7 protein-coding genes and 1 tRNA gene are annotated in these 12,832 nt (G+C 48.8%); 2 read left to right on the forward strand and 6 right to left on the reverse strand.

Annotated elements, in window-relative coordinates:
- Positions 1 to 198 precede the first annotated feature (198 nt).
- Positions 199 to 1,230 (forward strand): DUF1176 domain-containing protein, encoded by a 1,032-nt coding sequence (locus HFD95_RS13820; protein ID WP_167430382.1) that lies wholly within the window; start codon positions 199 to 201, stop codon positions 1,228 to 1,230.
- A gap of 211 nt (positions 1,231 to 1,441) precedes the next feature.
- Positions 1,442 to 1,526, forward strand: a tRNA-Leu gene (locus HFD95_RS13825).
- Positions 1,527 to 1,746: 220 nt separating this feature from the next.
- On the opposite strand, the gene HFD95_RS13830 is transcribed toward HFD95_RS13825, so the two are convergent.
- From HFD95_RS13830 to HFD95_RS13855, 6 genes are read right to left on the reverse strand one after another with little or no spacing between them, the layout of a single operon-like run.
- Complete coding sequence (locus tag HFD95_RS13830) at positions 1,747 to 2,988, reverse strand: McrC family protein (RefSeq protein WP_167430362.1); 1,242 nt, start codon at positions 2,986 to 2,988, stop codon at positions 1,747 to 1,749.
- A 3-nt stretch (positions 2,989 to 2,991) separates the two neighbouring features.
- Entirely contained in the window at positions 2,992 to 5,166 is a 2,175-nt protein-coding gene (locus HFD95_RS13835; protein WP_167430363.1) for an McrB family protein, read from the reverse strand.
- A gap of 39 nt (positions 5,167 to 5,205) precedes the next feature.
- Positions 5,206 to 8,334, reverse strand: coding sequence for a DEAD/DEAH box helicase (locus tag HFD95_RS13840; RefSeq protein ID WP_167430364.1), 3,129 nt, complete (start codon positions 8,332 to 8,334; stop codon positions 5,206 to 5,208).
- Positions 8,331 to 9,656: an EH signature domain-containing protein gene (locus tag HFD95_RS13845; protein WP_111534546.1), complete on the reverse strand. Its 1,326-nt coding sequence runs from the start codon at positions 9,654 to 9,656 to the stop codon at positions 8,331 to 8,333. The genes HFD95_RS13840 and HFD95_RS13845 overlap by 4 nt, the downstream gene beginning before the upstream one ends.
- The gene (locus tag HFD95_RS13850; protein WP_167430365.1) at positions 9,653 to 10,516 is read right to left on the reverse strand and encodes an OmpA family protein; all 864 of its coding nucleotides are present in this window, start codon (positions 10,514 to 10,516) and stop codon (positions 9,653 to 9,655) included. The genes HFD95_RS13845 and HFD95_RS13850 overlap by 4 nt, the downstream gene beginning before the upstream one ends.
- Positions 10,513 to 12,549, reverse strand: a complete 2,037-nt coding sequence (locus HFD95_RS13855) for a hypothetical protein (protein WP_167430366.1) — start codon at positions 12,547 to 12,549, stop codon at positions 10,513 to 10,515. The genes HFD95_RS13850 and HFD95_RS13855 overlap by 4 nt, the downstream gene beginning before the upstream one ends.
- Positions 12,550 to 12,832: the final 283 nt, after the last annotated feature.

Raw genomic sequence — 12,832 nt, forward strand, 5'->3', positions numbered from 1 at the left:
GGCGCTAATGGGCACCGCTGATGCCCGATGCTGAGCATGCAAGATGCAAGAAGGGGCCAACCGAGAGGTTGGCTCTTTTGCGTTTGTGGGGCAGTAAAAAACGGACAACGGCGTCATATCTTCTTCGGTATAATCAGGAAATATCTGCGCAGGCCAGGCAGGAATAAAACATAAGGGAATAAAGTGAACTGTAAACCGATGCTTTTCGTACTGGCGGCGTTCTCCCTGTCGGCTCAGGCCGCCCAGAGCGGAAAAACGCTTGAGCACAAAGACTGGGAAGTTGTCTGTGACAACACCCTGACCTGCCGCATTGCGGGTTATGCCAAAGAAGAGGATCCGTCCGGCTCCATCCTGCTCACCCGTGCCGCTGGACCTGGAATGGAGACAGTGGGAGAGGTGACGCTGGGCGACACCGAAGATGACAGCAAACCGGCGGAAAAGCTAACGCTGTGGATCAACGGGAAATCAGCTGGCGATCTGGTGGCGGCTGATGACAACTGGCGGCTGTCTTCCAGCCAGACCGCTGCGGTAATCAGCGCCGTCAAAGGCAGCGGTAAAGTCGAATTTAAAGGTGGCACAAAGCCTTTCCTACTTTCTGGCGATGGCGCTTATGCCGTGCTGCTGAAAGCGGACGACGTGCAGGGCCGTATCGGCACACCAGGCGCGCTCACCAAAAAGGGCAATAAACCGGAAAGCAGTGTGGCTAAGGCTGTGCCCGCACCGGTTATTCAGGCGGCAAAAACCCTCAGCGGCGAACCCCGTTTGCTGACCGCACCAGAAATCGACGCGCTGAAAACCCGACTGCTTTCGACGGTCAATCACAATGACGATGACACGTGCGACAGCCTGTATTCACCTGCAGAAAACAGTGATCCGGAAACCGATGGACTCACGCTTACGCCACTGGACGACACACACGCCTTGCTTTCGGCGCTCTGCTGGCGTGCCGCTTATAACGAAGGATATGGCTACTGGGTCATCGATAACCAACTCAAAGGCAAGCCGGTGCTGGTGACCATTTCCGGATCGGATTACGACAAGGGCGAGATTACCAATGTGCAGAAAGGCCGGGGTATCGGGGACTGTATGAGCCAGGAAAGCTGGGTATGGGACGGCAAGACTTTCCGCAAAAGCTATGACGGCGGGACCGGTATGTGTCGTTATATCCATGCGGGCGGCACCTGGGATCTGCCCACGCTAGTAACGGATGTGAAGCCTGTTTCGGGGTAAAGCTTTTGATATGCCAGTGAAACATGATGGCTGACGTGAGTGCTTTGCAGCGGGCGAGGGTGAGTGAAGAATTTCTGACAAGGATTTCACACAGTGTCCCGGAGAACCCAAGAGACGGTTTTTTCAGCAGTTGCACCACTGCCTGCGGATAAGGGTTGCGGAAACAGGGGGTAACGGTATAATCCACAACGTTTTCCGCATACCCTTCAGTGCCGAAGTGGCGAAATCGGTAGACGCAGTTGATTCAAAATCAACCGCCGCGAGGCGTGCCGGTTCGATTCCGGCCTTCGGCACCAGGTATGGAAATTAAAGTCGCTCAAGGGCGGCTTTTTTTGTGTCTGGGATCCGATGCCCGCAAGAGGATGGCGTTTTTTCCTCAATGTGAATGATCTAATTCAATCAAAAGTAAGTTACTGATGCTGATAAATTTGCAGATGTATTTCAGTTTGATAATGTTGGTCTCCACACAAAAATTTTGTGAAGGTTGTTTTTCATTAGCTCTGAGTAATATTAAATTTAATTTATATCATCCCCATTCCATCTTTTAATGTCGTCTATTGCAATAGTTCTTACTGTCAGCATTGGTGCATGAATTCCCTGAAGAGTAAAATTATAGTGGGGAAGTAATCCTGCCTGTTTTGGATAAATTAATTGCAAGTGTGGTGCTTTATAGCGCCCTGCATAAGCATAAAGCTGATACATATCGCTGCTAGAAACGCCCAGTTTTCGGTCCGCTTCATTCAATAATTTCCACTTGGTATCCGCTATCAGTTGTGGAACTCCGTTATCATCAACAAGTGCAATATCCGGTCGTAATTGAAACTGTGGGGAATCGCCATCACGCATAGCCAGATATTTTCGTGGACCCTGTGTACGAAGATGCCAGCCTTGCTGGTGGGCCCAGGGCTTCAACTTTTCTGCTACCCATGCTTCAAACAGGCGATTCATATCAAACAGCAATGAGAACAGCGGCGTGCTGCCCGCTAATACATCCGGCTTAACTGCAGCAATAAACAATCGACACTGTTCCAGTACAGGCTGAAATCGTTGGGTAATGCGATCGCTTTTAAGTAAATTGAATGATTGCAAGGTGATGGGCGCATCGCTAATGTTGTCAAAATGCATTAACAGTCCGGATAACTGCTTTTTGGTTTTGCCGGAGCGTGTCCAGGGAAGCAGCAGACGCAGGGTAAAGCGGAGTATCTGATTCAGCAGCATATCTTCGCTGAATTCGTCGAAGCGACAATAAAGACGTTCTTTATGTACTAAGTTTTGCCGGATATGTTGTGGGATAACCAGGCGGCCGCGCATTACTGACAGGTTTTCTTCCTGTTCTATGTAATTGCGTAACTTGCCCTGAAGGATCTGCGTATGCAAATCATGGCAAAAGTGCTGGATAAAAATATCCAGCAAACTATGTTGCTGAGTATTGATACCCGCCTGCGCCCCTTTATATGTACGCATGATTCGGGCGGTATGCAGCATTTGCACCATTGCTGCACGGCACGATTCAGGCTGTTCCTCTTTACCATGTATCTTAGGCAGGATTTCAAGTGTTAAATCGCCTAGCTGAATTACGCCGCAAAACTGTGCGAAACGAACCGATTGATGGCCCCAGCTAAAGGTGCCGGCAGGAAGATTTGGCGCCAGCTTTTCCAGCAAGCGGGCATGATGAATGCCCAGCGCGTGCTGAGCTATGGTTCTTTCTGCAATAATCGGTAGCGAGCTATGTTCAATAACCGATAATATTTCCGCCACGGTTTAATCCTCGTAAATTTTGCGAATCGAGTCGGGCGTAATTTCCTGGACAGTTGAAACACGGTATTCAACGACCTCTTCAAAGTCATCATGGGTAAAGCCGAAAACATCTTTACTGGTCAACTTAAGATGGCCAATCAGTGGAGCCTCCACCAGCTTGCCGGTAGCGTCGATATCGCGGAACACCAGCTGGATTTTGTGCCAGTCCTCATAAAAGTATTCCTGCAAAAGCGGAATAAACTGATTCAGGAAGACCGTTTTTAGCTGTGTAAGATTAGCAACCGGGCAAAGGTAAGCATGGCCCAGCATGAGATCCCGGCTGAGAAGAAAACGGATTCGGTGATTCATCGCATCCAGCAGTCTACGCAGGTTAATCTGATTGCCATCTTCATCAACGATATTTCCCGTACCGTCTGAGCCAGCGATTTTGCTGCTGTCCGGCATCAGCTCTTTAAAACGGAAGCGGCGACGTAAAGCGGTATCCAGTAGTGCAATTGAGCGATCGGCGGTGTTCATCGTGCCGTATATATCCAGATTTTCAGGTACGCCAAATGGCTCGCGAGAGTAGGGTAGCGTAATGCGCATGCCTTTGTCGCCGTTGATGCGTTTGTCGGTTTCTATCAACGTGATTAGCTCACCAAAAATTTTCGCCATATTGCCACGGTTAATTTCATCGATAAAGATAGCGTAGCGATGCAGAGGATCGGCTTCGGCACGTTGGCAAATACGACGGAATACGCCATCCTGTGGCGAGTAGCTTAATTCACCGCTATCTTCGTCCAGCTCAGGGCGGATACCTTCAACGAAGTCTTCATAGCTGTATGCCTGATGAAAAGTAACAAACTCGTAGCGGCTTAAAGTTTCCGATTCGGCTGGCTGTTGCTTTAGCTGTTTACTCAGAGTAAGCAGCTCAGCTGATTCCTCTTGTGCTTCAGGCAAAGTAACCCAAAAGCTGTCGTCAGTTTTATCAAATAGATAAGGTGGAACCCGGCGAGCATATTTAACTGTCGTGGACTCTTCCGGCGTATGGGTTTGCAAAGTTGCCCAAATTGTTGAATTGAGTGCATTGCTACGCCCTTGGGCTTTAGCTTTGCTGAGTACATATTCATGAGTGGCAATTTGAGCAACCTTTGATTTACCGCCAATATCTGCCAGTGCCATGAAAATTACGTCATGCCATGATCTCTCTGCAAGCTGTTCCCCCAACCATTGCTCGCGAGTCAGTGTCTGCGCTTTACTGACATATTTCGCTTTTAACTGGTTTAGCTCGTAGGTTTTGCCTGTTCCCGGTGGGCCGAATAAAATTAGGTTTAAAGGCTCGATAGTTTCCGGTTGAGTGAGTACTTCATCAATGGGCGCGATTGCCACAGGTTTTTCAGCAGCTTCCTCGCGTCGTTGCCAGATTTCCGATAGTGGGGGAACGTAGAAATCGAGTTGATTACTATTCTGTTTTTCTTCCTGCTCTCGACGGATCTCTAACAGCGTTCTGTCCATTCCCACAGCTGACAGCTCTTCTTTTTGTTGTGGCTTGAAGGCGCGGATGATGATGCGGCGATCATTGTTACTAAAGATGCGTTCAAAATTATCCGGAAACAGCATAAACATCAGCATATGACGAAACTGGCGGCTAGCGTTCTCAGGGATTACGCTTAGCCACTCTGCAAAGGTGAAGCCATCACTCAGGCGCGCCTCTCGTTCAGCTGATGGCTGTGCTAATAGAGCTTTAATAACGTTGGTAAGGTAGGCAAATTCGCGTGCCCGGAAGGTGTTAAATCCAGTCCCAGCACTGCCTACGCCTGAAAGCACAACGTCTTTTAGCAAGGGGTTGTCACTATTTAGCGGTTCATTAGCAAGTTCCCAAAGGGTAGATATCTGTTCACGCTTGGTTCTGACGCTGATATTGCTGGCACAAAGAAACAGAAGCCAAAGCATTTCTGCAGCGAGCTGCTTCGCCTCTGGAGAAACGCCAGCTAACTGTTCTTTAAGGCGATGCATGAAGTTGCCTTCAAGCTCTAGCTGGCTGTTGATCACATCGCGCTCAATTTCGGCCAGATACTGACTGTTCCACAGATTTTTATTACTGAAAAGTGAGCCACCATCAATCAGGCAACGTTGTCGCCATTCACTGGCTGCTTTTAAAATCTGACCTGCTTGCTCTGCACCGGTATAGCGGCTCATCCTTGTTATCCTCTTTTAAATAGTCAGCAAATTACGAAGCTAACTGATTCGATATGACCCATTGTCCATTCGCGTACCGTCAGTTTCAGCATCTCTTTCAAACATCATTCGGATACTTGTTTCTAAAATATCTCCGCTCGTTTCAGACTTGTCTTTTCTTAAAGCTGCCTGTAGCTGTGAGATGTCACCAGCACTATCACCCATTGGCCATAGGGCTGCTCGCGCTAAACTTCGTTTGCGTGACATAAGCCCCTGGAGTAAACAGTCGAAAGAGTGTTCCTGGTAGCCAGCATGTATGGCCATTGGCATATGGATTTGGACTGGGTGCTGCTGGCCGATACGATGGACACGGTCATTACATTGCTCTTCAACAGCAGGGTTCCACCAGCGAGACAGGTGAATGACATGTGTTGCGGCAGTCAACGTTAAACCCGTTCCGGCTGCTTTAGGGCCGAGCACCAGCAAGTCAAAGCCACCATCTTGCTCAAGATGGTGCTGGAATCGACGCACGATAGCCTGGCGCTTCTGAATGGGCGTATCGCCGTTAATATGATCAATATATTCAAGCCCGAATTCCTGGCGAGCCAGTTCCATAAACCGGAACTGCATTTTCCGGTGTTCAATGAAAACCAGAACACGCTCACCTTTCGCTTTAATACGATGCAAAATCTCAAAGCATGCATTCAGACGCGCAGAGGCATCGATAAAACTCTGATTGTCGCCGCTCATTTCCATAGCTGGATGTACTGAAACGCCGCGGATATGCTGCAGCATTTTAAGTGCAGCGCCGGGACCGCCCTGAGAAAGTTTTAACCGGGCTGTTTCGTAAGCAATAGCTTGTCCTTCCGGCATCAGGCGCGGATGAAGAAAGCGTGTTTTTGCAGGCAGCTCTTTCGCAACATCTTCTTTCAAACGGCGGAACGCTAAAGGTGGTAGCTGATTGCGACATTCAAAGACTCGCTGATATAGCTGAAGCATATTTTGCTCATCAGGTTCGCTATACAGCGTATTGAAATTACTCAACGTATCCAAAGAACCTGGAGCCAACTGGTCCATTACTGCCCATAAGTCAGTCGTGGTGTTTTCTATTGGCGTGCCTGTCAGGCCGATTCGATAAGCAGCATTGACGGCGCGTGCGGCGCGAGCCCGTAGCGAGTCAGGATTTTTGACCGCCTGTATTTCATCAAACACCACGGCCGAGAAATGGATTTTCGCAAAAGAGTGCTGGTAATTAGTCAGCGTTGTATAGGTCGTTAGTATCCAGAAACGATGGCCTTTTCCTTCCCTGATTGACTCATGCAACTGCTGAAAATTCAGTAAGGTATTGCCATCTTTTGTCTCGACACCTTTAGCATCGAAATTTTTATAGTGGCTTAGCGATGAACCATAGAGACGCAGCAAATGACCAAGTCCGTCACTATCAGTATGCTGCCTGACCTCAGCATTCCAGTTTTCCAGCAATGAGGTCGGAGCAACAATAAGTATTGGCCCGCGCTCTTTATTGCTGGCAGTGCTGACGTTATTGTTCTCTTTCAACCAGCGTAGAAATGCGATGGTTTGAAGTGTCTTACCCAAGCCTTGCTCATCTGCGTTCAAAATGCCTGGCATGCCTGACTTCCATGATGAAAGCTGCAAGCTAAAGCTCTCCAGCTGATGCGGCCGCAAAACTGTTTTAATGCCTGCGGGAAGTTGTTCATCAATAAATACGGAACGCTTTTTAAGGTCAGGCTGCCAGAACAGCTCCTCAAAGTTGTCTTTGGTATCCAGGATCACCGTAGCGGGAGGTTGAACATCCACAGCCACCTTATCTTCGCTTTCTGTTGTTTCTGCTGAACCTTCTATCTCTATAAGATTAGCCAAACGCTTTTCTAGCGCGTGCAATGTCTCTTCTGTGGCTTTAACAGGATGAGACGCGATCTCAACTTCATTCTGAGATGCATCTATAGCATTACGCAACTGATCGCAGATGCTTGCCAGCGCCTGGCTATCCATCGCAGTGATAATGTTGGTCAGGGCATCAGGGATTACCTCAGGCAACCAGACCGTTTCTCCGGTCATAGGCGTAGAAACAGCACCTTTTCGGTAATGCAAAATTCCTTTAACACGCTCGGAATATTCAATGGTTTCAACAAATGCAGGACCTGCTGCAGCTTCAATAGCTTCTTCTTCACCCACATCGTCGAGACCATCCAGCCTGCCTGATTGTCTTAAGTATTTTTCAACAGCACTGGTAATTGCAGGTCGTGGGTTTTCGATAAAAGCGCGTCTTTCGTCAGGTGAAGACTTTTGCTTCTCCACCATGACATCAAGGATGGGCCGAGCGCTGCGGTCAATGACCAGATAATTGCCTTCGCCAACACGGTAAGCGGAAAGCGCTCCTTGAGTTCTGACACGTTGTTGGAACCGACGTAACGTTTGCTCACTTAGCTCACCTGCAGCCTCGCTAACCGCTTCTCCGCTGCTTTCCAGTTCTTCCACGTTCTTACCGGAAAAAGGGACGATTTCGAAATCATCAGCTCCATGTAAGCTGGTGGAAATAGAAAAACGATCGGCAATGCGAACTTCTAAACCTTGCATAAAGTCGGTCAGCGAGACACGAACGGCATTGATTTCATGGCCCATCTGGACGCCAGGATCAAGGGCCTGACGGAAGCGCGCCAGCGATTCCCAGTCCGATGCTTCTCCGCCGCCTGGCGTAAAGTTTTCGGCAACTTCAACAGCCTCCATCATCCATAATGGCAACCGGCGTGGCCCTTGAGATGTGGTTAAAATTGATCCGGTCCGACGTGGTATTTGGCGAACACCGTTGCGTAGCCATTCATACTGCAGGCGAAAGGTATCGCTTCCGAGTGAGCCTTCGATATCAGTTTTCAACGTCAGATCGACGAGAGGGGGTAGGCCCAGCGTCTGCGCCGTTTCGGCGTCCAGTCGGCCTGCCAGATGATGACTCATTACGATAGCGTCATCACTGATGTGTAAAGGTTCACTAAATTCTTCTGCCAGCGCTTTCAGATCGGCGATAGCAAAAGCTAAGGCGCGATCGTTATGTGTCAGGCCAGACAAAGTCGCAGGTTGCTGTCTTTTAAACAGACGATGAATAACGCTCTTTTTTTCTTCAGCAATATTGAGGGTAATCGCTTCTGCATTATGATTGAAAGCAAATGTCATGACAGATACTCAATTTGTTCGCGCACTTTATCCTGCCAACCGCTGAGATGTGGAATCGCAACAGGATTAGGGAGCATGCGAATATGTTCGCAGTCATAGGTCAATCTAAATAGTTCAGGCGCTTTTTTATTATCACTGCTAAAAATATGCACTTTGTAGTTGTGTGATCCTTCAACCACAATGCAACGTCCAATTTTCAGAATAAGCAAAGAGGTATTTCTGCGGCTGCCAGCAACTTGCCGTCCGAAGGTTAAGGTCGCACTTTCCCGCATAGTCTTTTTTATCGATCTGGCCCGCACATCTGCTTCAGCACTAAAAGCAACCCATGCGGAATCAATTTTGTCCTGATGGTATAAATTAAGCCAGAACTTGCGTCGAGGCTCCCACATATGGCTGTCTTCGACGTCAGAAACTACATCTAAGAAGAACAAAATATTTTCGCGTGTCAGCCAGTTTATAATCAGGTTTCGGCAAGCTTCATCTACACTTCCCCATACGCCACCGCGGCTCAGGCGTGGATCTTCATAAAAGGCCACCAGCGTTTCGGTCAGATAGCGAGAAAGTTCTTCGTCGGGTTGTTTATACAACCAGTGTGATAACAGCGCATTGATGGCTTCCGCTGCGCCATTCATCAAAGCGCCACTTCTGCCCTCCGGTTTTAACCAGGCAAAAAGCTTCTCAATAGCGGCTCTTTCATTCAATCCAGGTGCCAGTGATGCTATATAGGCCAGATGAGCGTGCGACATTAACCCCGGATCGTGCGGGCGTGTAATACCAAACTGTTTAAGCTCTTTCCATGGCGCATCCATCTCCGTCATTCTCTCTGCTAAAGCTTGGTGTGCCTGGTGAGCGTTAAAGAATTCGGGTAGTTGCTCGACAATATCTTTCCACTTATCGCTCATATGTTCGCTTGCGATATCAAGGCAGTTTTTAATTTTGATTGTGTGAACAGAGCCCGGTTCATAACTACGGATATAGGCCGATATCATTGCAGAAATAAAGGGCTGTGAGTCCGTAACGATGGTTTCCCGTAAATAGAACTCCTGTAGTACAGCAAACTCCTCCTGGGTTCTGAATTCTTTATCAAACACAATCGGTGCGCCAGAGCAGATAAAGGACATTTTTACATCATTCCATTCCCAGCGTTCTATATAGTCAAGCAGCTTGCGTAACATCTTTTCACGATCGCGATCGGCAATCTCCTTAACGACATCGGGCCAGCGCTCATGAATGGCTTGGATCTTTACCGTTAAACCTTTTGATACAGCTATTGCTGGCTTGACGAGGGCCACAGGCTTAAGAAAAACATCGCTCAATTTCATAGCGTACTCTTCCTCAGCGGCTCGATCAGGCGCTTGCGGATGTCTTCAATTTCCGCTGCATTGGCCGGTGTATGCATAATGATGCGGAGATCGATACGGCGATTCATCGCCATATTTTGCGGGGTGTCATTGGGCTTAACCGGACGCATTTTGCCGTAGCCCGCCACAGAAAGAACGGGTTGGGTGCGCATATTAAAATGTGCGACCAGGTCTGGCGCTGCGGCAAGCATGCTGGTAAACGTGGTGATGGCTCGGTTAGTCGAAAGATTCAGGTTATAAACATCTTCGCCTTTGGAATCGGTGTGACCCTCAATCTGTACCGCTTCAATAATGGCAAACGAAGGATTACAGCTTTTATTCCATCCAACGCTTTGGCTGAAGGTATAGCAGGGCAGCAGGGAATCGAGCGTCTTCGCCAATGCTTCGACGATTTTCCGCTTATCGTCGCTTAACGTATAGCTGTTGCTGGTAAACAAGCCTTCCCCCTGAAAGCGCAGCGTGCCTTCTTCAGGAATGACATCAACTGGCAGTTCAGGAAACGACTGCTTCAGATTATTGCGCAATTGATAGAGTAAGTTGAGCCGGGCAGCAGCAGCCTGCGACATATACTGTTCCAGCGGATCAACCTGCTTTAACAACGCAATCTCAGCGCGCAAATCCACGATGGTTTTATCGCGGATTTGTACCGCCTGTTCATACTCATCACGCGGGACAGTGTTCTTATCGTTGTAGCGGCTGGCAAAAAAAGCGAGCAGCACCATGACAATGAAAAGAAAGCTGACCGTCATATCTGTCATCGAGACAAAAACGGACTCTTCTTCCTCTTCATGTGAATGCTTACGACTGGCGTTGGCTCTCATGAGATTCGCCCTTGTTTCGGTGCGAAGTTTTCAGCTTGTTCAACAATACTCTGCATTGTGTCCAGCGCTGGCATGAGTTCCTTCTGCATGGTTTTGACATGATCGAAGAGCGTTTCAACCGACGTAGCAACTTGCTGTTGGTAGCTGTCGAATGCCTTGCCAAGTTTCTCGTCAATGCCATCCAGACGTTCGCCCTGGCCGCGTAAAGCCGCAATCAAAGACTGGAGATTAGTCAGCGTGGATTCAACCGCACGATGTTGTCCACCAAGTGTCTCTTGTGCAGCTGAAAGCGTCATTGCAGATTGTTCCGCATTGGTTTTGGCGGCTTGGGCGATAGCCGACAGGCTATTCTCACTGCTCTCACGCAGCTGGCGTGTGCTGACTTCAATACGCTCCATCATCGCCCGAATCGGATCAGCGGCACTGGTCAATGATTGGGCGGATGTGCGGAAGCTGCCAGAAGCGTTCTCCGAGGCGACAGCACCTTCTTTAATCCCATCAGAAGCCCGTCGTAAGGCAGTGCTGGTTTCGGTCAGCATGCCCATCACGTCTTCCAGTTTTTCAGCAATAACTGAAAGAGGGGAAAGCAGTTCGCTGCTGGCTTTCTGGGCCATCGCCTCAGTTGCTTTAGTGATTTCACCTGCGGTATTGCCAAAAGCACCCAGCACTTGTGTTGCGGCCTGACCAATCGCGTCGCTGGCCTTAGACGCTGATTCAGACATACGTGCCTGCGCTGCTTCAGCCCCCTGTTTCGCTGCAACTTCGAGTTCGGTTCGAATACCCAAGGCGGCGGCTTTCATATCAGCAGCCGCTTCGCCCATCGCACGCGCGCCTTCACCGGTATTGTCTTTAATGCCCTGCAGGGTTGAATTCATGGTTGCCAGCAGGTTTTCGGCACCTTGGTTGAATGCCGATGTTGCCGTCTCTGCCGTTTGCTGCATGCCATCACGCAGCGTTTCCACCGCCTGGCCTAAGCGGCCAATCGCGCTTTCCATTTCATTGCCCATTTTTCCTGAGCTTTGATCCATTCGCTCTGCCAGCAATTTGATCTGGTCTCCTGCCAGAGAAATACGTTCGCTGGCTTGTGCCAGAGCCCGACCGACATCCTCAGAAAAGCGTGAAGAGAGGTTTTGTACCATCTCTCCCACGCCATCATTGCCCAAACGGCTGACCTGTTCGATAACCGGCGTAATAGCTGTACTAATCGATTCCGAGATTGCTCTTGGGAGGTCTTCACGTAGCGGGCGGCCAATCTCAGCCACCATCTCCAGTCCCAGCTTGCGGAAATGCTCACGACTTTCAATGGTTGCTTTCAACTGGCGAATGGAGAGATCTTCGAGGCTAATAAACGTCAGGCGCTTTTCAATCAGGCTATTGAGGCCATGAACCGCTTTTTCTAAATGTGACGTACCGCGTCTTAAAGCTACGGTAAAGACAATCGAACAGCAGAGACCGGTCAGGGACATGATGAATTTTGCTGAAGCGATGGTAAGTAAGCCCTCTAAGGCTGCACTCCCGCCGTCATCCAGAGAAGTACTCATCGAATTAAGTGCAGAAATCAGGCCGAGAAAGGTCAGAGACAGGCCTACAGTGACAAAGAGTCCCGGAACGATGCGCCAGAAGCCTTGCGTAAAGTGCAGGTCATCCAGATTAAAAAATTGGCTGGGACGGACCGCATTGCGCACGACAAGTGTACCGTTCTGATCGTCGATTACGTGGGTTTCGCGATATTCATACCAGGCTTCAGCAACATTCTTTTGTTCTTCCGTTTTATCGGCTGCTGCAATACTGGCGTCGATTTCAGTCACATGCTGGCTGAACTGATCTTCAGGCGTGTTTGCGATAATGCTGTGAATGCTGCTGAGAGCATTGCGGCGGCTTTTTACCAGCTTGCGCCAGCGGACAACGGCAAAGCAAAGCGTGGCAACCAGCAGGATAGTTACAAATCCAGGGGCAGCATCATTTTTTAAAACTGAAGCGATAGACAAAATGCCATTACGCACCAGCACGCCGGGAAGCAGCAGCGAATCCATTTTTACACCATAGATAACAAGAAGAAGGGAAGTGTTTCTTTTGGGAATACTCTAATAGATTTCATTATTCTTATCTATCTTAACAGCACTTCTTAAGAAGAAGTTTAGGTTCTACATTTTTAACTTTAATAATCAAATAATTACTTGGCGGTTGCCGCGACCTTGGCTGGTGAATTTAAAGAGAAGTATTAGTTTTGCAGGGGATTCCTGAAGCTACGGGGAAGTTTTACTGAGGGAAAGTTGATGCTTGTGCTTGAGCGCATGCGATGTATGATTTTACCCA

It is taken from the genome of Pantoea sp. EKM10T (genome assembly GCF_011800685.1).
Taxonomy (GTDB): Bacteria; Pseudomonadota; Gammaproteobacteria; order Enterobacterales; family Enterobacteriaceae; genus Pantoea; species Pantoea agglomerans.

Coding starts and splice junctions, on each gene's coding strand:
- HFD95_RS13820 (WP_167430382.1), top strand. CDS start 199: ATGCTTTTCGTACTGGCGGCGTTCTCCCTGTCGGCTCAGGCCGCCCAG.
- HFD95_RS13835 (WP_167430363.1), bottom strand. CDS start 5,166: ATGAGCCGCTATACCGGTGCAGAGCAAGCAGGTCAGATTTTAAAAGCA.
- HFD95_RS13840 (WP_167430364.1), bottom strand. CDS start 8,334: ATGACATTTGCTTTCAATCATAATGCAGAAGCGATTACCCTCAATATT.
- HFD95_RS13845 (WP_111534546.1), bottom strand. CDS start 9,656: ATGAAATTGAGCGATGTTTTTCTTAAGCCTGTGGCCCTCGTCAAGCCA.
- HFD95_RS13850 (WP_167430365.1), bottom strand. CDS start 10,516: ATGAGAGCCAACGCCAGTCGTAAGCATTCACATGAAGAGGAAGAAGAG.
- HFD95_RS13855 (WP_167430366.1), bottom strand. CDS start 12,549: ATGGATTCGCTGCTGCTTCCCGGCGTGCTGGTGCGTAATGGCATTTTG.